Source organism: Streptomyces sp. NPDC006372 (assembly GCF_040612515.1).
Classification (GTDB): Bacteria; Actinomycetota; Actinomycetes; order Streptomycetales; family Streptomycetaceae; genus Streptomyces.
In genome coordinates this window covers 11536-36581 of the sequence record NZ_JBEXQJ010000026.1, presented here as the reverse complement: position 1 = coordinate 36581, position 25046 = coordinate 11536, and the positions used below count along the sequence as shown (strand labels likewise).

General features: G+C 73.2%; 20 protein-coding genes. 8 read left to right on the top strand and 12 right to left on the bottom strand.

The window, feature by feature from the left end; all coding sequences use genetic code 11:
- Nucleotides 1–2: 2 nt before the first annotated feature.
- The 4 genes from ABZ016_RS30315 to ABZ016_RS30300 all read right to left on the bottom strand — a co-directional run bounded on the left by ABZ016_RS30315 (nt 3) and on the right by ABZ016_RS30300 (nt 3766).
- Nucleotides 3–302, bottom strand: a complete 300-nt coding sequence (locus tag ABZ016_RS30315; protein ID WP_356919886.1) for an acyl carrier protein — start codon at nt 300–302, stop codon at nt 3–5.
- A 74-nt stretch (nt 303–376) separates the two neighbouring features.
- Entirely contained in the window at nt 377–805 is a 429-nt protein-coding gene (locus ABZ016_RS30310; RefSeq protein ID WP_356919885.1) for a hypothetical protein, read from the bottom strand.
- 61 nt (nt 806–866) lie between these two features.
- Nucleotides 867–2639: a prenyltransferase/squalene oxidase repeat-containing protein gene (locus ABZ016_RS30305; RefSeq protein WP_356919884.1), complete on the bottom strand. Its 1773-nt coding sequence runs from the start codon at nt 2637–2639 to the stop codon at nt 867–869.
- Entirely contained in the window at nt 2636–3766 is a 1131-nt protein-coding gene (locus ABZ016_RS30300; protein ID WP_356919883.1) for a phenylacetate--CoA ligase family protein, read from the bottom strand. Before ABZ016_RS30300 ends, ABZ016_RS30305 begins: the two co-directional genes overlap by 4 nt.
- 682 nt (nt 3767–4448) lie before the next feature.
- Between ABZ016_RS30300 and asnB the strand changes: the two genes are divergently transcribed.
- From asnB to ABZ016_RS30275, 5 genes are all read left to right on the top strand, one after another.
- Nucleotides 4449–6302 carry an asparagine synthase (glutamine-hydrolyzing) gene (gene asnB, locus ABZ016_RS30295; protein WP_356919882.1) on the top strand — a complete coding sequence of 618 codons (1854 nt, stop codon included), beginning with the start codon at nt 4449–4451 and terminating at the stop codon, nt 6300–6302.
- A gap of 184 nt (nt 6303–6486) precedes the next feature.
- A complete protein-coding gene (locus ABZ016_RS30290; protein WP_356919881.1) occupies nt 6487–7650 on the top strand; it encodes an exonuclease SbcCD subunit D in 1164 nt (387 codons plus the stop codon).
- Nucleotides 7647–10640, top strand: a complete 2994-nt coding sequence (locus tag ABZ016_RS30285; protein WP_356919880.1) for an SMC family ATPase — start codon at nt 7647–7649, stop codon at nt 10638–10640. Before ABZ016_RS30290 ends, ABZ016_RS30285 begins: the two co-directional genes overlap by 4 nt.
- 64 nt (nt 10641–10704) lie before the next feature.
- Nucleotides 10705–11223: an immunity 21 family protein gene (locus ABZ016_RS30280; RefSeq protein WP_356919879.1), complete on the top strand. Its 519-nt coding sequence runs from the start codon at nt 10705–10707 to the stop codon at nt 11221–11223.
- Nucleotides 11224–11303: 80 nt separating this feature from the next.
- The gene (locus ABZ016_RS30275; protein ID WP_356919878.1) at nt 11304–12149 is read left to right on the top strand and encodes an SDR family oxidoreductase; all 846 of its coding nucleotides are present in this window, start codon (nt 11304–11306) and stop codon (nt 12147–12149) included.
- A 4-nt stretch (nt 12150–12153) separates the two neighbouring features.
- On the opposite strand, the gene ABZ016_RS30270 is transcribed toward ABZ016_RS30275, so the two are convergent.
- Nucleotides 12154–13845 (bottom strand): DUF885 domain-containing protein, encoded by a 1692-nt coding sequence (locus ABZ016_RS30270; RefSeq protein WP_356919877.1) that lies wholly within the window; start codon nt 13843–13845, stop codon nt 12154–12156.
- A 32-nt stretch (nt 13846–13877) separates the two neighbouring features.
- Nucleotides 13878–14369: an Lrp/AsnC family transcriptional regulator gene (locus ABZ016_RS30265; protein WP_356919876.1), complete on the bottom strand. Its 492-nt coding sequence runs from the start codon at nt 14367–14369 to the stop codon at nt 13878–13880.
- A 59-nt stretch (nt 14370–14428) separates the two neighbouring features.
- Here ABZ016_RS30265 and ABZ016_RS30260 point away from each other — a divergent pair, with 59 nt between their 5' ends.
- On the top strand, nt 14429–15649 hold the full coding sequence (locus ABZ016_RS30260; protein ID WP_356919875.1) for a PLP-dependent transferase: 1221 nt from the start codon (nt 14429–14431) through the stop codon (nt 15647–15649).
- A 9-nt stretch (nt 15650–15658) separates the two neighbouring features.
- On the opposite strand, the gene ABZ016_RS30255 is transcribed toward ABZ016_RS30260, so the two are convergent.
- The 5 genes from ABZ016_RS30255 to ABZ016_RS30235 form a co-directional block, all read right to left on the bottom strand.
- Nucleotides 15659–16915: a GNAT family N-acetyltransferase gene (locus tag ABZ016_RS30255; RefSeq protein ID WP_356919874.1), complete on the bottom strand. Its 1257-nt coding sequence runs from the start codon at nt 16913–16915 to the stop codon at nt 15659–15661.
- Nucleotides 16916–17037: 122 nt separating this feature from the next.
- Nucleotides 17038–18600: an alkaline phosphatase D family protein gene (locus tag ABZ016_RS30250; protein WP_356919873.1), complete on the bottom strand. Its 1563-nt coding sequence runs from the start codon at nt 18598–18600 to the stop codon at nt 17038–17040.
- Between the two features lie 138 nt (nt 18601–18738).
- A complete protein-coding gene (locus ABZ016_RS30245) occupies nt 18739–20160 on the bottom strand; it encodes a PLP-dependent aminotransferase family protein (protein ID WP_356919872.1) in 1422 nt (473 codons plus the stop codon).
- Between the two features lie 62 nt (nt 20161–20222).
- Nucleotides 20223–21053 carry an alpha/beta fold hydrolase gene (locus tag ABZ016_RS30240; RefSeq protein ID WP_356919871.1) on the bottom strand — a complete coding sequence of 277 codons (831 nt, stop codon included), beginning with the start codon at nt 21051–21053 and terminating at the stop codon, nt 20223–20225.
- 109 nt (nt 21054–21162) lie between these two features.
- Entirely contained in the window at nt 21163–21816 is a 654-nt protein-coding gene (locus ABZ016_RS30235) for an NAD(P)-binding domain-containing protein (RefSeq protein WP_356919971.1), read from the bottom strand.
- A 110-nt stretch (nt 21817–21926) separates the two neighbouring features.
- On the opposite strand from ABZ016_RS30235, the gene ABZ016_RS30230 reads away from it, so the two are divergent.
- Complete coding sequence (locus tag ABZ016_RS30230) at nt 21927–22811, top strand: RNA polymerase sigma-70 factor (protein ID WP_356919870.1); 885 nt, start codon at nt 21927–21929, stop codon at nt 22809–22811.
- Nucleotides 22812–22992: 181 nt separating this feature from the next.
- Complete coding sequence (locus ABZ016_RS30225; protein WP_356919869.1) at nt 22993–23754, top strand: GntR family transcriptional regulator; 762 nt, start codon at nt 22993–22995, stop codon at nt 23752–23754.
- Nucleotides 23755–23847: 93 nt separating this feature from the next.
- Here ABZ016_RS30225 and ABZ016_RS30220 read toward each other — a convergent pair whose 3' ends face one another.
- Nucleotides 23848–24990, bottom strand: coding sequence for an ROK family transcriptional regulator (locus ABZ016_RS30220; RefSeq protein WP_356919868.1), 1143 nt, complete (start codon nt 24988–24990; stop codon nt 23848–23850).
- Nucleotides 24991–25046: the final 56 nt, after the last annotated feature.

Genomic DNA, 25046 nt, shown 5'->3' with positions numbered 1-25046 from the left:
GGTCAGGTCCCGAGCCCGAGGGCCGCCGAGTCCTCCAGGCGCTCGTGGGTGAAGCGCACCATCCGCTCCACGCTGGAGAACCAGAAGCGGACGTCGTCGGCGACGAAGTCCACCTCGATCCCGAACTCGCCCTCGACGGCGGAGATGCACTCCATGGCGGTGAGGCTGTCGTAACGCTCGCCGAGCGCCTTCTGGAGATCGGCGTCGGAGGGCACGTCGGTGAAGGCGTCGCCGATGCGGGTGGCGAGGACGGACCGGGTGCGGTCGTGGATCTCTTCGGTGGAGGGCACGCTCGTGGTCATGGTCGTACTCCTTGCCGGTGAAAACAGGGGGAACAGGTGGAACAGGTGGCCCGATGAGGGGCGGGGGGATGCGCTCAGCCGGCCGTGGCCGGTGCCGGTCCCACGGCCGTGCCGTCGGCCCGGCTCAGACCGTCGCCCGCGCCGAGGTAGACATCGGCGGGGGACGTGGGGCGGAACTCCAGGTAGCAGAACGGAGTCCGGGCGTCGGCGCCCAGCGCCTCGGTGATGCAGCGGGCGAGCCCGTCGCGGAAGGCGTCGTCACGGTCGGGACCCACACAGCACGTCACCGACGCGTGGCGCGGGCCGCTGCCGTCGGTCTCGTACGGCAGGGCCTCGACGGGCATCCCGCCCGAGAAGACGGTGCTCTCCTCGGTGGGTTCGAATCGGACGACGACGTGACCGGCCTGGACGCCCTGGGCGGTGAGCCAGCGGGTGACGCGCAGCGCGACGGCGCGGCGCCGGGGCACGGGGAGTTCGGGGGTACGGATGGTGATGGTGGGCACGAGGCCTCCGGTACGGCGGTTCGGGACTCGGCGGTTCAGTTCGGCGGTCCGGCGCGGCGATTCAGGACAGGGCGAGGGCCGGGAGCTCGCCCGGGCCCGTGGCCAGGCGGCGGGCGAGGAGGGTGCCGAGGCTGTCGGCGAGCGGCCCTCCGCCGCCGGGGGCCAGCGGGCTCCACGCGGTGCCGTCGGCGCCGCGCACCCGGTCGACGAAGGCGGAGACGTGCCCGGTGTCGAGGGCGAGTCCGGCCCGGTCGGCCGCCAGCACCGCCTCGTAGGTGGAGAGCAGGTCGGGGACCCGGTTGCCTTCGCCCGCGTGGCCGCCGCCGCGTACGCGATGGCGGGCGAGCAGGACGTCGACGGCCTCGCGGGCCTCGGCCGGGGAGGCGAGCTCCGGGCCGAGGAGCAGCCGGACGCGCTGGGCCTGGAGCGCGGGGCGCAGACCCGGCCCCGCGCCGGGCACGTTGCCGTGCGCGAACGGCTCCCCGTCGGGGATGCGGCAGGACTCGACGAACGAGAGGACGCCGGCGAGGTCCAGACCGAGTCCGTCCGGTCCGCCGAGCAGGGCCGCCGTCTCCACCGCCGCGGCCGTGGACACCAGGTCGGACCCGCGTCCTTCCCAGTAGCCGAATCCGCCGTCGGCGTTCTGGAGGCCGGCCAGCCAGTCGGCGATCCGGCGCCGGGCCGCCGGGTCCTCGGCGAACGCCCCGGCCGCCAGCGCCCACAGGGTGCAGCGCACCTCGCTGCCCCGGCCCGGCATGTACATCACGCCGCCCTCGTTGGGCAGTTGGCAGCCCTCCAGCCAGCGCACCTCGTCCGGCCGCGGGGACGCCGGGCCTGCGGAGAGGACGGCGGCGGCGGTGGACAGGGCGTCCGCCGCGTCCCCGGGTTCCCGGTAGGTGTAGCCGCCGCCCGGGCTGGCCAGTTCGGCGATACGGGCGGTGACGGCGTCGGCGACGGGGGCGAGCGGCGCGCCGAGCGCCCTGAGCGTGCCGACGGCGCAGAAGGAGGCCCACACGTCCTCGACGTCGTACCCCTCCCAGCGCACGAAGGCGCCGGAGGGGCCGCGCAGGCCCATGACCCAGTCGTGGCAGCCTCCGGGATCACGCGGAGCCCGGCCGAGCGCCGCGAGCGCGCCCACGGCCCGGTACGTGGCCCACAGGCAGGGCACCTCGGCGGCGGGCGCGAAACGGAAGCCGCCCTCCTCGCCCTGGCGGGCGCGCAGCCAGGAGACGATTGCCTCCTCGTCCCAGGGCGGGGCGCCCGCGGCACCGTTGCCGGTGGCGGCCCGCCAGGCCATCACCCCGTAGTAGCAGGCCCGTACGTCGGCCTTGCCGCGCCGGGCGTCCTCGGGGGACCAGCTCAGGCCGCCCCCGGCGCACTGGAGTCCGCTCAGCCAGTCCAGCAGGCGGGCGCGGTCGGGCACCGGGCCGCCGCACAGCTCGACGGCCGTGCGGGCGGAGAAGTGGGTGGCCCACACGTCCGGTGCCTGACCCGGGAGCATCGCGTAGGCGTCGCCCGACCAGGTGCGCTCCAGCCAGCGGGCCGTGTCCTCGGTGCCGGGCACCGGGCGGCCCATGTCGCGCAGCCCCTGGGTGCAGTAGAAGGTGGCCCAGGCGTCGGAGAGCATGCCCCGGCTCCAGGCGTAGCCGCCGTCGGCGTTGCGCCGGCCGGACAGGTAGGCGGCGGTGCCGTCCGGGTCGGTGACGCTGTCCGTGCGGTCCAGCCAGGCCAGGGTTCGCACGGCGGCGTAGGTGCACCACAGGTCGGGTTCGCCGCCGGACACGCCCCGGCCCTGCGGCGCGCGGGGGGCCGTCTTCGGCACGGTGGTGGTCATCGCGCGACCTCCACTTCCCGGATGTTGGACCGTTTCCAGCTCTTCTGCGAGGCACCGCTCTTGGTGTTGGCGGGCAGGGAGTTGACGAACACCACGCCGTCCCAGCGCAGCCCGAGCAGTTCCTCGGACCGGGCCTGGACGCGCCGGCACTCCTCGGGCTCGCCGTCCCGCCCGGTGCCGATTCCGCGCTCCAGGAGCAGCCGGGCGTAGGTGCCCTCGCTGTCGACCTCCAGCAGATAGCCGGTGGCGTCGGTCACGCCGTAGACGACCTCCTCCACGGCACGCACGGACAGCGGGGTGCCGCGCACCCGCAGCCCGTCGCTCGCCCGGCCGTGGACGGTGATCCGGGGCGCGGCGCTGCCGCACGGGCAGTCCGTCCCGACGGTCACCTCGTCGCCCGTGTCGAGCCGCAGCAGGGGCCGGGCGTGTGCGTTGAGGGGGGTGACGACGAGCCGCCCCTGGTCGTGCCCGCCCCGGTCGTGCAGCGGGACGACTCCCTCGGGAGTGGCCAGTTCGAAGTAGGTGGCGGCGGGCAGCAGATGCTGGCGGCCGTGCGCGCAGGCGGCGGCCAGCGTGCCGGTCTCCGTGCTGCCGTAACTTGCGTCGTGGGCCTCGGCGTTCCACCACCTGCCCAGCCGGTTGCGGAACGGCTCGGTGTTGACCTCGCCGAGCAGCATCAGCCGGTCGACCGAGGCGCTCAGATCATCCAACTCCCCGCGCTGCGCCAGCAGTCGGGTGAACTGCAGGGCGACACCGGGGGCCACGAAGACCGTGGTGGGACGGTAGGTCCGCCACATGGCCTCCAGCCGGTCCCAGCCGGAGATGCCGGTGGCGAACGGGTAGGCCCGGATGTGGGCGAGGTCCAGGTACTCGCAGACCCCGGCGACCAGATCCGCCACCGGAACGATGTCGGACGGCAGCAGGATCACCACGCGCTCGTCCGCTCCGAGCAGCGGACGCCACGCCTCGGCCACCGAGACGGTGTTCCAGATGGTGTCCTCGGCCAGGCGCGGGGTGGGCGTGGGCTGCCCCGTCGTGCCGGTGGTCTCGTAGTACTTCGAGGCCTCGGTGGGGGTGACGGCCGCGTAGTGCAGGGGCTGCGCCTTCAGGGACTCACGCGGCGTCACGGGCAGGTCCCGGAATCGCTCGGGGGAGAACTCCCCGATACCGTCCCGTCCCTCGCCAGGGCCGTAGGCCCTTGTTCCGTGCGCGCGCCGCCAGGCCGCCGAAAGCTTTCTCGCGTAGAAGTCGCCGGCCGGGATGCGTCCTTCATTCTCTCGAATCTCGGACTGTGCCTCACGCAGTAATGCCTGGCGTTTGTCGGTGTGCAGGATCACACGAACCTCGCTCATTTATCGCTTGTCGCTTGCGCACAGCCGGGAGGGGGAGGGGCTGTGCGTGCTCCCGTGACATCGGCGTCGACGGGCCGCCCTGCGGGAGCCGGGAGGCCACAGCTCAGGGCTTGGCAGAGGGGCCAGGAGCCCGACTCACAGCGAACGTATAGCACTAAAGGTCGGCGGTGCAACCGGCCCGGGGGGCCTCAACAAGCCATGTGCGACTGAAAATCGACGGACCTGATGACGCGTCAATGCCGCTACCGATCGGTACGTTGCTCGAGTCGGTTTTCCGGCTTAGTCTCTACGGCGCCGGTGTGAATCCGGAGTCTTTTCGAAGTCGCGGTTAAGTGATCTTAAACAGCGGGTTTCGCGCTCATTGAAGCGCCTGCCGCACGCCGTTTTCCACGGCCGTCCGCGACCCTCATCCGAATCCGTGAGCACGCATTTCCACACCCTCACTTGGAGCATTCTCATGTGCGGAATCGCAGGCTGGGCCGACGTCGGAGGCGACCTGACGCGGGAGGTGGACAGCGTCGAACCGATGGTGCGGACCATGGCCTGCCGCGGGCCTGACGCCGCCGGAATCCACACCGGCGCACACGCCGTCCTCGGACATCGCCGACTGGCCATCATCGACATCGAGGGCGGCAGGCAGCCCATGGCCGCGCCCGCGGAGCCGGACCGGCCCGCCGGGGAGAAGCCGGCCGTGGTGCTCAGCTACAGCGGCGAGGTGTACAACTTCCGCGAACTCCGGGAGGAGCTCCGTGGGTTCGGTCACACCTTCCGCACCCGCTCGGACACCGAAGTCGTCCTGCACGCCTACCTCCAATGGGGCCAGGACTTCGTCAGGCGCCTCAACGGCATGTTCGCCTTCGCGCTGTGGGACGAGCGGGCCCGGCGTCTCCTGCTGGTGCGTGACCGGCTCGGCATCAAGCCCCTCTACGTCGGACGGCTCGCGGACGGCGTCCTGTTCGGCTCCGAACCCAAGGCGATCCTCGCCCACCCGCGCTTCCGGGCCCGGCTCGACAGTCAGGGACTCGCCGACCTCCTCGGCCTGATGAAGTCGCCGGGCGTCACCCCCTACCGCGACATCGAGGAGGTGCCGCCGGGCTGCGTGGCCGTCTACGACGCCGGCGGGCTGCGTGTCGAGCGGTACTGGAGCCTGGAGCGGCAGCCGCACGAGGACGACGCCGGCACCACGGCCGACACCGTGCGTGCCCTGCTGGAGGACACCGTCTCCCGCCAGATGGTCACCGACGTACCGCTGTGCACCCTGCTCTCCGGCGGACTGGACTCCACCGTCCTCACCGCGCTGGCCGCCCGGGTGCAGTCCGAGGCCGGGGAGCCCCCCGTGCGGTCCTTCGCGGTGGACTTCACCGGCAGCGAGGCCGATTTCAGGGCCAGCGACTTCCGGCCGGAGCGCGACTCCCCCTACGCCCTCGAAGCCGCACGGCACATCGGCACCGACCACCGGCTCATCGAACTGTCCGCTCACGAGCTCACCCGGGACGTCAACCGGGACGCGGTCCTGCGCGCCCACGACCTGCCGTACACCTTCGGTGACGTGGACACCTCGCTGCACCTGCTGTTCCGCGGGATACGCGAGCATTCCACGGTCGCCCTGTCCGGCGAGTCGGCCGACGAGGTCTTCGGCGGCTACGCCTGGTTCCACGACCCCGCCGTCGTCCGGGCGGAGGCGTTCCCCTGGCTCAGCCGTATGCAGCTCATCACTCCCGAGCTGCTCTCCCCGGCCTTCCGCACGGCCACCCGCTTCGAGCAGTACCGGGCGGACCGCTACCGGGAGGCCCTCGCCGAGGTCCGGCACCTGCCCGGCGACTCCCCGTCGGAGCGCCGCATGCGCGAGATCAGCCACCTGCACCTCACCCGCTGGCTGCCCGCCCTGCTCGACCGCAAGGACCGGCTCAGCATGGCCGCCGGCCTCGAGGTCCGCGTGCCCTTCTGCGACCACCGGCTGGTCGAGTACGTGCACAACACGCCCTGGAATCTCAAGACGCCCGACGGCGACCCCAAGGGCCTCCTCAAGCGCGCCACCCGCGACATCGTGCCCAGGTCCGTGCTGGAACGGCGCAAGAGCCCCTACCCGACCACCGCCGACCAGCTCTACGAGAAGGACCTGCGGGCCCGGACCCAGGCACTGCTCGCCGACCGCTCCTCGCCCGCCTTCGACGTGGTCGACATCACCGAACTCACCCGGCTGCTCGACCTCCCACAGGGCCACTTCCACACCCAACTGCACCGCAACGGCCTGGAGACCGCCCTGTACCTCGACCGGTGGATGAGGGAGTACGACATCGCACCGGAGTGACCCGATCCACCCGCGATCACGGACAATTCCGGTGTTTCGGCATCGCTTGTGAGTGGTCTGCCGAGGTTCGTGGTGGATCAGGTGCCCGCACGCGTTAGCGTGGTGGGTGCTGAGAGCGAGCCGCACCGGCTCGCCCGGGTCGTGGAGCGGTTGCAGGGGGAGACATGCAGGTCGGAGCAGGGTCTTGAGACTGCTGCACACGTCCGACTGGCATCTCGGCCGGTCGTTCCACCGGGTGAACATGCTCGGCGCCCAGGCCGAGTTCATCGACCACCTCGTCGCGACCGTGCGGGAGCGGGACGTGGACGCGGTGGTCGTCTCCGGGGACGTCTATGACCGTGCGGTGCCGCCGCTCGCCGCGGTCGAACTCTTCGACGACGCCCTGCACCGGCTCGCCGCCCTCGGCGTGCCGACGGTGATGATCTCCGGGAACCACGACTCGGCCCGCCGGCTGGGCGTCGGGGCGGGCCTGATCGGACGGGCCGGGATCCACCTGCGGACCGAGCCCTCCGCGGCCGGCACCCCGGTGGTCCTGGCCGACACCCGCGCAGACGTCGCCTTCTACGGGCTGCCGTACCTCGAACCGGCGCTGGTGAAGGACGAGTTCGGCGTGGAGAAGGCCGGGCACGAGGCCGTACTGGCCGCCGCCATGGACCGGGTCCGCGCCGACCTCGCCACGCGCGCGCCCGGCACCCGCTCCGTCGTCCTCGCGCACGCCTTCGTCACCGGCGGCGAACCCAGCGACAGCGAACGGGACATCACCGTCGGCGGCGTGGCCGCGGTGCCCGCCGGCGTGTTCGACGGCGTCGACTACGTGGCGCTCGGTCATCTGCACGGCTGCCAGACCCTCACCGACCGCGTCCGCTACTCCGGCTCCCCGCTGCCCTACTCCTTCTCCGAGGCCACCCACCGCAAGAGCATGTGGCTCGTCGACCTGGCCGCCGACGGCACCGTCGACGCCGAGCGCCTCGACTGCCCGGTGCCACGCCCCCTGGCCCGGATCCGGGGCCCGCTGGAGGACCTGCTCGCCGACCCGGAACTCGCGCGGCACGAGGACGCCTGGGTGGAGGCGACCCTCACCGACCCGGTCCGCCCGGCCGACCCCATGGCCCGGCTCACCGAGCGCTTCCCGCACACCCTCAGCCTCGTCTTCGACCCCGACCGGGCCGAGGACGACCCCGAGGTGTCCTACGCCCGGCGCCTGGCCGGCCGCACCGACCAGCAGATCGCGGAGGACTTCGTCGCCCATGTGCGCGGCGCCGGACCCGACGCCCGCGAACAGGACGTGCTGCGGGACGCGTTCGACGCGGTGCGGACCGACGAGACCGTACGGGAGGTGGCCCGGTGAGGCTCCACCGGCTCGCGGTCACCGCCTTCGGCCCCTTCGGAGGCACCCAGACCGTCGACTTCGACGAGCTGTCCACGGCCGGGCTGTTCCTGCTGCACGGGCCGACCGGCGCGGGCAAGACCTCCGTCCTCGACGCCGTGTGCTACGCCCTGTACGGCTCGGTGCCGGGCGCCCGGCAGGGCGGCGGACAGGGCGTCACCCTGCGCAGCGACCACGCCGCGCCCGGGACCCGCACCGAGGTCGCCCTCGAACTGACCGTCGCCGGACGCCGCCTGGAGATCACCCGCCAGCCGCCCTGGGAGCGCCCCAAAAAACGAGGCACCGGCACCACCCTGGACAAGGCCCAGACCTGGCTTCGCGAGTACGACCCCACCGCCGGGGCATGGAAGGACCTCAGCCGCTCCCACCAGGAGGTCGGCGAGGAGATCACCCAGCTCCTCGGCATGAGCCGGGAACAGTTCTGCCAGGTCGTCCTGCTGCCGCAGGGCGACTTCGCCCGGTTCCTGCGCGCCGACGCGGAGGCCCGCGGCAAACTGCTCGGCCGGCTGTTCGACACCCGCCGCTTCGCCGACGTCGAGAAGCGCCTCGCCGAGCGCCGCCGTGCCACCGAGGCCCGGGTACGGGACGGGGACGCCGAACTGCTGGCCGACGCGCACCGCATGCAGCAGGCCGCGGGTGACGCCATGGAACTGCCGGAGCTGACCCCGGGCGAACCCGGCCTCGCCGAGGCGGTCCTGGGCGCGGCGGCCGTCGCCCGCAGCACCGCCCGCGAACAGCTCACCGTCGCCGAGCGCACGCTCACCGCCGCCGAGTCCGCCCAGGCCGCCGCCGACCGCACCCTCGACGACGTACGCGAACTCGCCCGGCTCCAGCAGCGGCACGCGCAGGCGCGGGAACGGGCGGCGCGTCTGGAGGAGAGCGCCGAGGCATACCGGGAGGCGCAGGCGCGCATGGAGCGCTCCCGCAAGGCCGAGGCGGTCGCGCCCGCCCTCGACCTGCGGGAGTCGGCCGAGGCCGAGCACCGACGGGCCGCCGCCGCCGAGACACGCGCGCGAGCCCTGCTGCCCGAGAGCTTCGCCGACGCGGGCGCGGCCGGACTCGCCGCCGCCGCCCGCCGCACCGCCGAGGAACTGGGCGGACTGGACTCGGCCCGCCGCGCCGAACGGCGACTCGCCGAACTCCTCGACGAGCGCACCGGCCTGGACCGCCAGGAGCGCGCCGACGCGGACGTCCTCCAGGAGGCGGAGGCCTGGCTCGACGGCTGGGAGGAGAACCGCACCGCCCTCCAGGACCGCGTCGACTCCGCGCAGCGCGCCGCCGCCCTCGCCGAACAGCTCGCCGAACGGCGCGAGGCCGCGCGGCAGCGGCTGAAGGCGGCCCGGCTGCGCGACCGGCTCGCCGAGGAGACCCACCAAGCCGTCGACCGGGTCCACGAGGCGCGGGACACGACGCTGCGCGCCAAGCAGCACTGGCTCGACCTCAAGGAACAGCGCCTGACCGGCATCGCCGCCGAACTCGCCGAGAACCTCGCCGCCGGCGAGCCCTGCGCCGTCTGCGGCGCCACCGAACACCCCGCCCCCGCCCGCAAGATCGCCGGGCACGTCGACCGTGCGGCGGAGGAAGACGCCCTGGCCGCCCACCAGCGTGCCGACGAACAGCGCGCCGAAGCCGAGCGGCGCCTGAGTGCCGCCCGGGAGGCACTGGCCGCCGCGACCGCCGAGGCCGGCGACACCCCCACCGACCGACTCACCCACGAGGCGGACGAGTTGGAGCGGCAGTACGCGCGTGCCCGCGACAGCGCCGCCGAACTGCACTCCGCGCAGGAGCGGCTGCGGCAGGCTGGGCACGAGCACGAACAGCGCATCGCCGCCCGGCAGGAGGCCGCCGTGCGCACCGCCGCCCGGGTCGGCCACCGGGAGCGCCTGGAGCGCGAACGCGCCGCCCTGGAGGAGGAGCTGGACCGGGCGCGCGGCACCCTGGACAGCGTCGCCGCACGGGCCGCGCAGCTGGAGCGCCGCGCCGCCCTGCTCACGGACGCCGCCGACACCGCCCGCGTCGCCGACGACACCGCACAGCGACTCAAGGACGCCGACGCCCGGCTCGCCGACGCCGCCTTCCGCGCCGGTTTCGACACCCCGCAGGACGCGGCCGCCGCCCTCCTCGACCCTGACGCGCACCGCGAGCTGCAACGCCGGCTGGACGCCTGGCAGACCGAGGAGGCCGCCGTACGGGCCGTGCTCGCCGAGGCCGGCACCGCGACCGCGGCCCGGCAGCAGCCCGCCGACCTGGTGACCGCGGAGCAGGCCGCCTGGGCCGCGGACCGGCGGACCCGCGACGCCGCCTCCGCACACGACGCCGCCGCCCGGCGCTGCGCGGAACTGGACCGCCTGTCCGCCCGGGCCACCGCAGCCGTGCGCCGGCTGGCGCCGCTGCGCGAGGAGTACGACCGGGTCGCCCGCATGGCCGGCCTCACCGCCGGCACCTCGGCCGACAACGAACGCCGGATGCGTCTGGAGTCGTACGTGCTCGCGGCCCGGCTGGAACAGGTCGCCGCCGCGGCGACCGTACGGCTGCGGCGCATGTCCTCCGGCCGCTACACCCTCGTCCACTCCGACGACCGCACGGGACGCGGCCGCAGCGGACTCGGGCTGCACGTCGTCGACGCCTGGACGGGCCGCGAGCGGGACACGGCGACGCTCTCGGGCGGCGAGACGTTCTTCGCCTCCCTCGCCCTCGCCCTCGGCCTCGCGGACGTCGTCACGGACGAGGCGGGCGGGGTGCGGCTGGACACCCTCTTCATCGACGAGGGCTTCGGCAGCCTCGACGACCAGACGCTCGACGAGGTCCTCGACGTCCTGGACTCCCTGCGCGAACGCGACCGCAGCGTCGGCATCGTCAGCCATGTGGCCGACCTGCGGCGGCGGATCCACGCGCAACTCGAGGTCGTCAAGGGCAGGTCGGGATCGGTGCTGCGGCAGCGCGGCGCGTGAGGGTTGTCGGAAGGTCCTAACCCGCCACCTGATGTGACGAGTTGGCATTGTAGGTTCTTGCCCCATGGTGCGATACGCGGAGCCGGGCGCTGTGGAGTGGGTCGAGTCGGGCGGCGGGCCGCTGATAGCGGTTCCCGAGACGGTCCTGCCGTTCTGGGCGGGCGCCGACGGCGAGGAGACGGCGTCGGACTACGACCGGGCCTGCGAGGTGGACGGACACGTCGGACTGCTGCCGGTCGGCGACTGCACGGCGCTGGTGCTGGGCGACGAGCCGGCGTCCACGGCTTACCTGCCCGGCCAGGGTGTCTTCGTCCGGTGGTGCGCGGCCGACTCCGAGGACGAACTGCTGGCGAGCGTCCCACCGGCCATCGCCGCCGCCGAGTGGGAGCCGGAGGTGCACTGGGAGGTGCCGGGCACGGTCCTGCTGTTCGACGCGGCGTGGCCCGGCGCCGAGCCTTCGGGTTCCGACCATGTGCGGGTCCACCTGGAGCCGGGCAGATACGCGGTGCGCGCGGCAAGGGTCCAGCCAGGGCCCGAGACCTGGCTCGGCCTGGTCCAACTCCGCCTCGTGTCACCGCGGTAGCCACCGGGCCTCAGGGGCGCGGGCAAACTGCGCGACCAGCCACACACCACCCACCCCCGCACGACGGCAAGGACGAACCCGTGCCACGTCTTTCCCACCCCACCCCCGCACAACTGCGCCGCGACCCCCTGCCGTTGCGCGGCCGCACCGCCCTGGTCACCGGTGCCAGCCGGCGTAGCGGTATCGGGCACGCCGTCGCCCGGCGGCTCGCCGCCTACGGGGCGAGTGTGTATCTGCACCACCATGTCCCGCACGACGCGCGAAAGCCGTGGGGCGCCGACCGGCCCGAGGACGTCGTCGAGTCTGTGCGGGGCGCGCTCGGCGATCCTGAGGCCACCGTCGTCGCGGGGCCCGGGGATCTGGCCGATCCGGATGTGCCCGGCGAACTCGTCACGCGGGCCGCCGACGCGCTCGGCGGACGGCTCGACATCCTCGTCGCCAATCACGCGCACAGCGGGTTCGACGGGGGCCTGGACGAGATCGACACCGCCATGCTCGACACGCACTGGGCGGTCGACACCCGCTCCGTGATCCTGCTGGTCCAGGCCTACACACGCCTGCGGTCGGCACTGCCCCCGCGCTGCCCCGGCGGGCGCGTGATGATGATGACCTCCGGCCAGGACATCGCGGGCGGCATGCCCGGGGAACTCGCCTACGCCCTGCAGAAGGGCGCCCTCGCCTCCGTCACCCGCTCCCTGGCGACCACGCTCACCGAGCACGCGGTCACCGTGAACACCGTCAACCCCGGGCCTGTCGACACGGACTACATGACCGGCGAGGACTACGACGCCGTCGCCGCCCGCTTCCCCTCCGGACGGTGGGGAATGCCCGACGACCCGGCCCGCCTCATCGCGTGGCTCGCCACGGACGAGGCGGAGTGGGTCACCGGTCAGGTCATCGACTCCGAGGGGGGCTTCCGCCGGTAGCCGCCTACAACTGCGAGAGTTCGTCCACCAGGTCGTCCAGGCCCAGCGAGCCCTGCGACAGGGCCGCCATGTGCCACGCCTTCGGGTCGAAGGCGTCACCGTGGCGGGCCCGGGCCTTCTCACGGCCCAGCAGCCAGGCCCGCTCTCCGAGCTTGTAGCCGATGGCCTGCCCCGGCATGGACAGATAGCGGGTCAGCTCGCTCTCCACGAAGTCCGCGGGACGGCTGCTGTGCGAGCCGAAGAACTCCTGCGCCAGCTCGGGCGTCCAGCGCTCGCCGGGGTGGAAGGGCGAGTCGTCGGGGATCGTCAGCTCCAGGTGCATGCCGATGTCGATGATCACCCGCACCGCACGCATCATCTGCGCGTCCAGGTAGCCCAGCCGGCGCTCCGCGTCCGTCAGGAAGCCCAGTTCGTCCATCAGCCGCTCCGCGTACAGGGCCCAGCCCTCGGCGTTGGCGCTCACCATGCCGACTCCGGCCTGGTAGCGGGAGAGGTCCTGCGCCACGTGCTTCCACTGGGCCAGCTGGAGGTGGTGGCCGGGCACACCCTCGTGGTACCAGGTCGACACCAGGTCGTAGACCGGGAAACGCGTCTTGCCCATGGTCGGCAGCCAGGTGCAGCCCGGGCGCGAGAAGTCGTCCGACGGCTCGGTGTAGTACGGGGCGGCGGCGCTGCCCGGCGGGGCGATGCGCGACTCCACCCGGCGGACGCGCTCGGCCAGGTCGAAGTGGGTGCCGTCGAGCGCGTCGATCGCCTCGTCCATCAGGGACTGCAGCCACTGCCGCACCTCGTCGACGCCCTCGATGTGCGTGCCGTGCTCGTCCAGGTGCGCCAGCGCCACCCACGGCGTGGCGGCGCCCGGCAGGATCTTCTCGGCCTCCGCCTTCATCTCGCCGAGCAGCCGGTGGTACTCGGACCAGCCGTACGCGTACGCCTCGTCCAGATCGAGGTCCGTGCCGTTGAAGTAGCGCACCCAGCGCGCGTACCGCTCCCGGCCCACCACGTCAGGGGCGTGCTCGACCGCCGGCGCGTACACGTCCCGCATCCAGTCGCGCAGCCGTGCGACGGCCTCGGTGGCCGCACGGGCCGCCGTGTCCAGTTCGGACCGCAGGGCGTCGGGGCCGGCGGCCGCGAAGGTCTCGAACCAGCCGAGACCCTGCCCGTCGGTGTCCGCCCACTCACCGAGCTGCCGTACGAACGTGGCCGTGGCGCGCGGTCCGCCGTACAGCTTCCGCTCCAGGCCGAGGGCCAGGGACTCCCGGTAGCCCTCCAGCGCGGTGGGGACCGCGCGCAGCCGTTCGGTGATCGCGGCCCAGTCGTCCTCCGTCTGCGCGGGCGTCACGGTGAACACCTGCCGCACCGCATGCGCGATCGAGCTCAGGTTGCTCACGGAACGCAGGCTCTCGTCGGCCTCGTGCACGGCGAGTTCGGCGGTGAGCCGCTCGCGCAGCAGCCGTGCGCAACGGCGCTCGACGTCACTGTCCGCGCCGGGCCGCCGCTCCGCCTCGTCCAGCCGCGCCAGCGTGCGGCGCGCCAGCTCCGCGAGCGCCTCCTGGCCCGCGGGTGAGGTGTCGGGCAGCCTGCTCGAACTCTCCCGCACGCCCAGGAACGTGCCGGTGATCGGGTCGAGGGCGACGAGCTCGTCGACGTAGGTGTCGGCGACCTCTCGGGGCAGCGGGCTCTTGATCTCAGACATGCCGACCATCCTGGTACGCGGGACAGCGCACGTCATCCGGATTGAGCCGAGGGCGTAGGCGGCAGCAGCGGACCGCACTCCCACTGCTGGAAGATCAGCCGGGTCTCCACCCGGGCGACCTCCCGGTGCGCGGTGAACTCGTCCAGCACGAGCCGCTGGAGGTCGGCCATGTCGGCGACCGCGACATGCACGAGATAGTCGTCCGGCCCGGTCAGATGGAACACGGTCCGTGACTCCGGCAGGGCCCGGATCCGTTCCACGAACGGCCCGACCAGTTCCCGCCGGTGCGGCCTGACCTGCACCGACAGCAGCGCCTCCAGCCCGCGCCCCAGCTTGGCCGGATCCAGCTCCAGACGGTGCCCGAGGATCACACCCGAGCGGCGCAGCCGGGCCACCCGGTCCAGACAGGTCGACGGCGCCACCCCGACCTGCGCGGCGAGGTCCCGGTACGTCGTCCGGGCGTCGTTCTGCAACAACCGCAGCAGGTGGAGATCCACCGGGTCCAGTACGACGGATTCGCTCATGGGCCGAACATAACACGGTGTTCCGACCCCTGGACCCGTTCGGTGTTCACCCTTCCGTCATGGACACAGCGAGACTGGGCGCCCACGACGACATACGCACCGCACCGCGAGCACTCGCCACCGAGGCCGTGCACGCCGGCCGGGACGACCTCGCCCGGCAGGGACTGCACGCCCCGCCGATCGACCTGTCCACCACCTACCCGTCGTACGACAGCCGCGGCGAGGCCGCCCGTATCGACGCGTTCGCCACCACCGGCGCGGAACCGGACGGGCCGCCCGTGTACGGGCGTCTCGGCAATCCGACCGTCGCCCGCTTCGAGACCGCGCTGGCCCGCCTGGAGGGCACCGAGGCGGCGGTCGCGTTCGCCAGCGGCATGGCGGCGCTGAGCGCGGTGCTGCTCGTACGGGCCTCGATGGGCCTGCGCCACATCGTGGCCGTACGGCCCCTCTACGGGTGCAGCGACCACCTGCTCACCGCCGGGCTGCTGGGCTCGGAGGTGACCTGGACCGACCCGGCCGGGATCACCGACGCGCTGCGCCCGGACACCGGCCTGGTGATGGTGGAGTCCCCGGCCAACCCGACCCTCGCCGAGGTCGACCTGCGGGCAGTGGCGCACGCCTGCGGTTCCGTGCCCCTCCTCGTGGACAACACCTTCGCGACACCCGTCCTCCAGCGCCCCGCCGAACAGGGCGCCCGGCTCGTGCTGCACAGCGCCACCAAGTACCTCGGCGGGCACGGGGACGTACTCGCGGGCGTCGTCGCCTGCGACGAGGAGTTCGCGGGACGGCTGCGGCAGGTGCGGTTCGCCACGGGCGGCGTGCTGCACCCGCTGGCCGGCTACCTCCTGCTGCGTGGCCTGTCCACCCTCCCCGTCCGGGTACGGGCCGCCTCCGCCACGGCCGCCGAACTCGCCCGCCGCCTCACCGCCGACCCGCGGGTCGCCCGCGTGCACTACCCGCGCATCGGCGGCGCGATGGTCTCCTTCGAGGTGCAGGGCGACCCGCACGAGGTCATCGCCGCGGTCCGCCTGATCACCCCGGCCGTCAGCCTCGGCAGCGTCGACACCCTCATCCAGCACCCGGCGTCCATCAGCCACCGCATCGTGGACGCGGACGACCGCAGGGAGGCCGGGGTGAGCGACCGATTGCTGCGCATGTCGGTGGGCTTGGAGGACGTGGAGGACCTGTGGTCGGACCTGAACGCAGCCTTGGGACGACGCCCCTTCAGGGGCGCGGGGAACTGCGCGACCGACCACAACGAACCCGCACCCGCACGCTGACCATTACCCCTACGGCGCTGAGGCGTTCCCCAACTCACTCGGCAGCCGCTCCGGGGCGGACTTGTCCAGCCGCGCAGTGATCACCAGCGTCCCCTCCTCGACCTGATAGTCGAGGGGGAGACCCAGCCCCCGCATCGCCGCGACCATCCCCGTGTTGGACGACTGCGTCACGGCGTACACACTCGAGCACCCCGCCTCGCCGGCCATCCCCACGAGCCTGTGGAGCAACTCCGCCCCGACACCCCGCCGCTGCCAGGCGTCCTCGACGATCAGCGCGACCTCCGTCTCGTCCCCGTCCCACAGCAGATGACCGAGACCGACGAGCCGCCCGGAAGCCGTCTGCACGGCGAGCGTGCGGCCGTACCGCGGACTGAGCAAGTGGTTGAGATACCGGTCGGCGTCACCGACCGGCCCGTGGTAGCGAAGCTTCAGCGTGCGGTCCGAGCACCGCTCGTGCATCGCCCGCGCGGCCTCCAGATCACGCGCGTCGGCCCGCCGCACGGCGAGATCACGCCCCTCGGCGAGCGTGAGCACGTCCCGGCCGCGCGGCACGCGCGGCCCGAGCCGGGCGTCCAGTTCCACCAGGGCCCTGGCCCGGGCGAACTCGGTCGGCGTGAACGGCAGGTACGGCCGCTCCACGGTGATCACTCCGCCTTCCGGGGCGCGCAGTCGCATCACCGTGTCGTCGAGGGCCCCCTCCACCGGCACACCGTCGGCCGCCCGGTCGCCGCCGGCCGGCGCGGGCAGCGAACGGATCGTGCACCGGCCCAGCAACTGTCGGAGCGCCAGGGGGAGTTCAGCGGCGTCCAGGGCGGTGCGGGCGGCGAGTCCCAGGACCCGGGTCGGCGCGTCCACCAGGTCGTGGGCGTCGGCCCGCTCGATCCAGGTGTCGGTGCCGCCGGCCGCCCGGACCGCCGTGGCGATCCCGGACGCCGGGAGTTCACCCGGGGCCCGCAGCAGGAACTCGTCCACCGTGCCCGCGGCCAGCGGATGGGCCTGGAGGCTGAGGATGTCGACCCGCTGCTCGGCGAGGGCCGTGCACAGGGTCGCCAGGGACCCCGGCTCGTCCTTCACCGTCGTCCGCATCCGCCACAGCGTGCTCGCCCCCGGCACCTGCTCCGGTGCCGGGGACCCGGTATCACCCGCCGGCGGCGCGTGTTCGTGGCGTCGTGTTCGCCATGCCTGGACCGCGCCCGTGATCCGCTTCCACGGGCCGGCGGGGAGGCAGTGGTTCAGGTCCGTCACATCAGTCACTTCTCGCGTCATGCGCCCACTGTGACCGAACGGTGTTGCGTGATCACAAACGCCCTGTGACTGGCGGGTAAAAGAGTTGGCTTCCCCTCTTTATCGAGCCTTCAAACGTTGTGCCGCGTACCTTACTTCGGGTCTCACTGGCCGACCAGGCCCGGCTGGAGCACCTTGGTGAACAGCACGGTGCCGTCCTGTTCCCGCAGACGGACCGTCAGTTCGCCGCTGCCGCCGTCGATGGCCACCTCGCCGAAGAACTGGTAGCCACCGGCGGGCGAGACGTTCGCGGTGGTCGGGGCCTTCACGAACACCCGGTCCGGGCCGAACGTGCCGTCGAGGGCGTTCGCCGGGAAGGCACCGGCGTTCAGCGGGCCCGAGACGAACTCCCAGAAGGGCTCGAAGTCGGTGAAGGCCGCCCGTGACGGCTGGTAGTGCTGCGCCGAGGTGTGGTGCACATCGGCCGTCAGCCACACCGTGCCCGTGATCCGCCGGTGCTTGACGAACCGCAGCAGCTCGGCGATCTGGAGCTCACGTCCCAGCGGCTTGCCGGGGTCGCCCTGCGCGACGGCCTCGATGTTCGGCGCGTCCGGGACGACCAGTCCGAGCGGCATGTCGGAGGCGATCACCTTCCACACCGCCCGGGAGCGGGCCAGCTCGCGCTTGAGCCACTCCAGCTGCTCGCGCCCGAGGATGCCCTGCGGGTCGGTGGGCTGGTCGTCCGGCGAGTTGGCGTTGCGGTAGGTACGCATGTCCAGGACGAAGACGTCCAGCAGCGGACCGTGGTGCTGGACCCGGTAGACACGGCCGTCGGGGCGGCGCAGCGTGGAGATCGGGAAGTACTCCGAGAACGCCTGGCGGGCCCGGGCGGCGAGCACGTCGACGCGCTTCTCGGTGTACCGGGCGTCGGTGAGGATCTCGCCCGGGTACCAGTTGTTGGTGACCTCGTGGTCGTCCCACTGGATGATCGACGGGATCCGGGCGTTGAAGGCGCGCAGGTTCTCGTCCAGCAGGTTGTAGCGGAAGTTGCCGCGGAACTCCGTCAGGGTCTCGGCGACCTTCGACTTCTCCTCGGTGGTGATGTTCCGCCAGGTGCGCCCGTCGGGCAGGGCGACCGTCTCGGTGATGGGGCCGTCGGCGTAGATGTTGTCGCCGCTGCACAGGAAGAAGTCCGGGTCGAGTGCGGCCATCGCGTCGTAGATCCGGTAGCCGCCGAACTCCGGGTTGATGCCCCAGCCCTGCCCGGCCAGATCGCCGGACCAGACGAACCGCACGCCGTCGCGGCGCTTGACGGACGCGGTGCGGAAGCTGCCGGTGACCGGCTCGCCGGTGCGGCGCGGGTCGTCCGGGTCGGCGAGCAGCACCCGGTAGTGGATCTGCTCGCCGGAGGGCAGGCCGCGCAGCCGCGTCGTACCGGTGAAGTCCGTGCCCGGGCCCAGCAGCGGGCCGTGCCATCTGCGCGGGTTGCGGAACGACTCGGTCGCCGATGTCTCCACGACCATCCGGGCCGGCCGGTCGGACCGCACCCACACCAGACCGGAGTCGGAGGTCACGTCGCCCGCCTGGACACCCCATCCCGCACTCGGGCGCCCCGACCGGGCGAAGGCCGGCGCCGCGCCGAGTGCGGTGGGCAGGGACAGGGCCGCCGACGCGACGAGCGAGCCACGCAGGACGCTACGGCGCCCGGGGAAAGGACGGTGTGACATGGATACGCCTCCGAGGGACGGGATCCGGCCAGGTGTGCACAGCCACAACTACTGGCACGCCGCAGCGCACACGCGAACCCCAAGTGAACAACTGACCGCGGGGGAGGGGAACCGGCGACGCGCGCGAGCTCGGCGGAGTCACCCCGTGGCGGCCTCCGCCATCAGGCGTATGCCCTCGTGGATCCGGGCGGGCGGCACATGGGCGTAGCCCAGCACCAGCCGCGTCTTCTTCGTGCCGGCGGCCCCGGCCCGCGTGTGGGCGTACGCCGACAGGGGGCGTACCGCCACTCCGGCCGCTGTCACGTGCTCCAGGAAACGCTCCTCGGGGCCGTACCGCTCGGGGAGGGTGGCGATCACGTGCAGGCCCGCGGCGATCCCGGAGACCTCGGAGCCGGGGAAGTGCTCGTCGAGGGCGGCGGCGAGGGCATCCCGGCGTTCGCGGTAGGCGCGCTGGCAGCGGCGCAGCTGGCGGTCGTAGTCGCCGCGTTCCAGGAAGCGAGCGAACAGGGCCTGGTCGAGGGCCGGGTGTCCGAGGTCCATGGTGCGCTTGCGCTCGACGATCTCCTCCGCCCAGGACCCGGGCACCAGCAGCCAGCCCAGCCGCAGTCCCGGTGCGAGGGACTTGCTGACCGAGCCGGTGTAGGCGACGTGATCCGGGTCCAGGCCCTGGAGCGCGCCGACCGGGGCGCGGTCGTAGCGGAAGTCGCCGTCGTAGTCGTCCTCCAGGACGATGCCGTCCACGTCCCGTGCCCAGTCGAGCAGGTCCGCGCGCCGCCGCGCCGAGTAGGCGATCCCGGTGGGGAACTGATGGACCGGTGTCGCCACCACGGCCCGGACGCCCGACGCCCGCAGCGGCTCCAGGGCGATGCCCTCACCGTCCACGGGCACCGGTACGGCGGTGACGCCGGCCGAGGCGTACAGCGCGTCGTGCTGGGGACTGCCCGGGTCCTCCACACCGACCGTGCGCACACCGCGCGCGTGCAGCGCGAAACCGAGCAGCGTCGTCGCCTGCGCCACTCCCGAGACGATGACGATCCGCTCCGGGTCGGCCACCACGCCCCGCCGCCGGGTGAGCAGTTCGGCCAGCGCGGTGCGCAGCCGGGGCAGCCCGCGCGGATCGGGGTAGCCCAGCTCCTGGTGCGGCAGCTCCGCCAGCACACCGCGCTGCGCCGCCGCCCACGCCGAGCGCGGGAACAGCGACAGATCCGGCGTCCCGGGCACGAAGTCCGCCCGCGCACCGGGCAGGCGGGGAGCGAGGTCCCGTGCCCGTGGCCGGACGGACCGTACCGCCGCGCCCACCCATGTCCCGGCGCCCTGGCCGCTGCGCAGATACCCTTCCGCCGTCAGCTGCTCGTACGCCTCCGTGACGAGCCCGCGCGACACCCCCAGGTCCGCCGCGAGATCCCGGCTCGACGGCAACCGCGTGCCCGGCGCCAGCCTGCCCGAACGCACCGCCTCGCGCAGTGCCGCCTGGAGCGCCCGGCCACGGGTGCGGGCCGGAGCCGAAGCGGCGGGGAGCAGCAGTTCCCAGGCGGCGGACGCGGGGCCGTTGCGGTTCATGCGGTCAGTCTGCCCGAGGGGCGGGGTTTCCCGAGGAGGTTCGAGGGCCGCGACCGGGCGCGTCAGCGGCTGCCGTCGAGGACGACCCGGGCGACCAGGGCCGGGTCGTCGTTCATCGGGACGTGGCCGCAGCCGGGCAGACGCACCAGCCGGGCACGAGGAATGACGCCCTTGGCCCGCACGCCCTGGCGGGGGATGAGCAGCCGGTCCCGGTTGCCCCACGCCACGGTGACCGGCGTGCCCACGATGTCCTCGGTGAACCGCACGGTCCGGCCCGAGCGGAGGGTCTCGGAGAATCCCTGGGCCCGGGCCAGCGCGAGCGTCTCGGCGATCACGGCCTCGGGCGAACGGCGGCCCGGGCGGGCGTAGATGGTGCTCGTCAGCAGGGTGCGGCCGATCGCCGGGCGGGCCAGCCGTTCCACCACGGGCAGCGGCATGCGCTGGGCGATCTGCCGCATCGTCGCCAGCACCGCGAAGGCGTAGCGGCGCTCGGCCTCGTTCCAGAACCCGGCGGGCGACAGGGCGGTGACGGAGCGGACGAGCTGGGCACGGGCGAGCTCCAGGGCCAGCAGACCGCCCAGCGAGTTGCCGGCCACGTGCGGCCGTTCGATCGCCAGTGCCTCGCACAGTGCCGCGAGGACGGTGTTCATCGTCGGCAGGTCGTGCGCCATGCCGTCCGGGAGCGCCGGCGACTCGCCGCATCCGGGCAGGTCCACGGCGATCACGTCCCGCTCGGCCGTCAGTGCCGGGAGCACCGGGTCCCACACCTGCCGGTGGTGGCCGATGCCGTGCAGCAGGAGCAGCGGTTCGCCGCTGCCCTCGCGCGTGTAGGAAAGGGTCACGTTCTGCTCGCCTCGCGCGGAGGCGACCTTGAAGGAGACGGTGGCGGGCATGGGGGTGCTCCTCGGCTGAACTCGCTGACGGACGCTGTAGACAGCTTGTCAGCAATTGCTACCGACGGGTAGCCCCGAGTCGCGCCCACCTTCCCGTCGCTCGCCCGGCTCAAGGGGCCCGGCGCAGCTCCAGATTGAAGTCCGCGTGCCCGAACTTCTGCATCAGGCCCATCCAGAGCGGGAGCCACATCTCCACATGGCGGGCCGCCCGGATGCCCCCGAGGTCGAGCACTCGTGCGGCCGGCCAGCCGAACTCCCCGAGCAGGGCCGTCACCTGTTCCTTGGCGCGCGCGTCGTCCCCGCAGACGAACACGTTGTGCTCGCCCGGCACCCGCGCGGGGTCGACCATCACCTGACACTTGACGGTATTCAGCGTCTTCACCACGCGCGCGTTCGGGAAAGCGCGCTGGATCTGCTCGCCCACGCTGTCCGACTCCACGGGGGACAGCCGCAGCTCGCCCTCCTCGAACGCCAGCGGGTTGGAGACGTCCACCAGGACCTTCCCGTCGAGGTCCTCCGGCCTCACCGCCTCCAGCGCGGCGAGCGCCACCCGCCCGCCGACCGCGTTCACCACGACCTCGCCGAACGCCGCCGCCTCCGCGAACGTCCCCGCGCTCGCCCCGGTGCCCGCGGCGGCGGCCCACTCCGCGGCGGCCGGGTTGTCCCTCGTCCGCGAGCCGAGCCGCACCTCGTGCCCCAGCTCCACCAGCTTGCCGCCGAGCGTGCGCCCGACCACGCCCGTGCCCAGAACCGCGTACCGCATCGCCACCTCCGGTGCCGTGCCGCCGATCGCCGGCGTCCTGCCGGCCATTCTGTCCGGCACCGGACGATACCGCCTGGACAGCGCCGCACCCGTGGGCTGGGATGGAGTACGTGACCACCGAGACCGCGACCGACGTCTTCGAAGCGCACCGCCCCGTTCTGATGGGCGTCGCCTACCGCATGCTCGGCCGGGTGGCCGACGCGGAGGACGTGGTCCAGGAGGCCTGGTTGCGCTGGTCGGGCGGGGATCGCGGCGAGGTGCGCGAACCGCGCGGGTACCTCGTCCGGATCACCACCCGGCTCGCCATCGACCGGCTGCGCCAGATCAAGGCACGCGGGGAGACGTACGTGGGGCCCTGGCTGCCCGAGCCCTACGTCACGGACTTCGGCGACACCGTGCCGGACACCGCCGAACGGGCCGTGCTCGCCGACTCCGTCTCGCTCGCCGTCCTCGTCGTGCTGGAGTCGCTGTCGCCCCTGGAGCGGGCCGTGTTCGTGCTCCGCGAGGCCTTCGGCTTCCCGTACGCCGACATCGCCGCCATGCTCGACCGCGGTGAGCCGGCGGTGCGCCAGCTGGCCGGGCGGGCCCGCAAACACGTCGAGGAGCGGCGGCCTCGCTACGAGGTCGATCCCGCCCAGCGCCGTGACCTCACCGAACGGTTCCTCGCCGCCGCGGCGGACGGCGACCTCGAAGGGCTGATGGCGCTGCTCGCCCCCGACGTCCGTCTTGTCGGGGACAGCGGCGGCAAGTCGCGGGCGCCGCTGCGGGTGCTGCGGACCGCGGACAAGGTGGGCCGTTTCCTCGTCGGTGCCGCGCGGAAGGGCGTCCCGGACTACTCCGTGCGTTTCCTGGAGCTCAACGGCGGCCCGGCCGTGCTGGTCCTGTCCGGCGGCAAGCCCGACGCCGTCTTCCAGCTCGACATCTCCGACGGCCGCGTCCAGGCCGTCTACGTCGTCCGCAACCCCGACAAGCTGGGGTCGCTGGCCGCCCGGTAGACGGAGCCGCCACAGCCCGTACGCCACCGTCCGTACGCCCCGGATGAACGGCCCGTGAACGTTCCCGGGCATTGGTCTTGACCAAGGATCAGGGCCGCCCTATGGTCGCAGAGAAGTGAAAGAACCTTTAAAAAACAAGGGCGCTAAAACGCTGCCGACCACGGCGATCGCGGAGGACAGGGTGGGGACCACGCAGCTGGAATCGGTGCCGGAACCTAAGTATTGGCACCTCAAGACCGTGCTCAGCGAAGCGCTCGACTCGGAGTTCTCGGTGGGGGAGATCCTGCCCAACGAGCGTGATCTCGCGGCCCGCTTCGGCGTCGCCCGCGCCACGCTCCGCCAGGCTCTGGAGCAGTTGGAACTGGAAGGCAGGCTGCAGCGCCGCCGCGGTGTCGGCACGACCGTCGCGCCGCCCCGCATGGGCGTCTCCCTCGGCGCCGGACCGCACACCTGGACGGGTGGACCCGAGGATGCCTGGCAGCCGGTCGACTGCACGGCGGCCGTACCGCCCGCGGCCGTCGCCGACGCGCTGGAGACCGGCCCCGACGAGTCCGTGCACATCGTGCGTCGCTCCCGCGTCTCGCAGGGCCGGCCGGTGGCCGCCGAACTGCTGTACATCCCGCAGACCTCGGTGCCCGAACTCTCCGCGATCGACGCGCCCTCAGGAGCGGCACGGGCGCGTGCGGTGCTGCGGGAGTTGCGGCGTGTGGAGCTGGAGCGGCAGGAGAACGCGGTGGAGCTCGGCTCCGCCGGGGCGGATGACGCGAAGGAGCTGGATCGGCTGCCCGGCGCACCGGTTCTTGTCGTCACGGCTCGGTTCGTGTCCGCGGGGCGGACCGCCGCGCTCTCGGTTGCGACGTATCGCGCTGACACGTGCCGGTTGACCTTCGGTGACTCGGGTGGGGTGGAGATTCACACCGGGCCTGAGCAGCGGGCGTCCTGACCGTCGCGTTTCGGGGGGTGCGGTGAGTGGCGGGCTGCGGGTGCGTTGTGGCTTGTCGCGCAGTTCCCCGCGCCCCCGAGGAGGGCGTTGCCGTCAGGGGCGTTCCACCGTGAAGAGTTGTTCCTCCACGTGGTCCAGGGCGAGGCGCAGGGCGCCGGTCGTCACCGCCGCGTCGCCCAGGCGGGAGAGGGCGACCTGCGGGGGGCGCAGGCAGTAGCGGGCGAGTTCGTGGCGGAGGGGGTCCAGGACGCCGTCCAGGCCCGCCGCCCAGCCGCCGATCACGACCAGCTCCGGGTCGAGGGCGAGGACCAGGGCCGCCACGTCGTGGACCAGGCGCTGGAGGAAGCGGTCCACGGCGGCGCGAGCCCGCTGGTCGCCCTCCCGGGCCTGCGCGAAGACCTCGGCGACCGCCTGCTCGTCCAGCGGGTGGAGGGGCTCGTCCGTGGTGGAGAGGAGCGTCTCGGGCGTCGCCTCCCGGCCCAGCAGGTGCAGCGCGCCGATCTCGCCTGCCGCCCCGCCGTAGCCCCGGTGCAGCCGGCCTCCGATCAGCGCACCGGCGCCGGGACTGAGCCCCGCCAGCACGAACACCACGTCGTCCGACTCGGAGGCCGCGCCCTTCCAGTGCTCGGCGACGGCCGCCGCGTTCGCGTCGTTCTCGACCAGGACCGGGCACCTGAAGGACCGGCTCAGCCGCTCGCCCAGCCGCAGCCCCGTCCACCCCGGCAGCGCGGTGCCGAGCCGTACCGTGCCGTCCGCCTCGACGATCCCCGGTGTCGCCACACCCACCGCCCGCAGCGAGCCGCGGGCGACACCGGCCCGGCGCAGCAGCTCGGCGACGACCCCGCGCAACCGTTCCAGGCGCTCGTCGGCCCCTGCCGTCTCGGCCACCTCCCTGGCCTGCGAGCCGATCACCCGCCCGTCCAGGTCGGCCAGGAGCGCGGCCACCCGGTGCGCCCCGATCTCCAGCCCCAGCAGATGCCCGGCCTCCGCACGGAACCGGAACCTCCGCGCCGGCCGCCCCTGCCGTCGCGCGGACCCCTCCTCGGCCGCCTTCTCGACGACGAGACCGGCCTTGACGAGTCCCTCGACCACACCCTCGACGGTCGGGCGGGACAGTCCCGTCACCCGGGTGATCTCGGTCAGCGTCGCGCAGTCCGTGGCACGCAGCGCGTGCAGCACCACCGCGGAGTTGATCCTTCGCAGCAGCGAGGGATCCCCGCCGGTCAGCCGCCCCACCGTCCGTCCTCCCAGCTCGTGCGCGTGTTGGCCGGATCGTACTCGGCGCGCCGGGC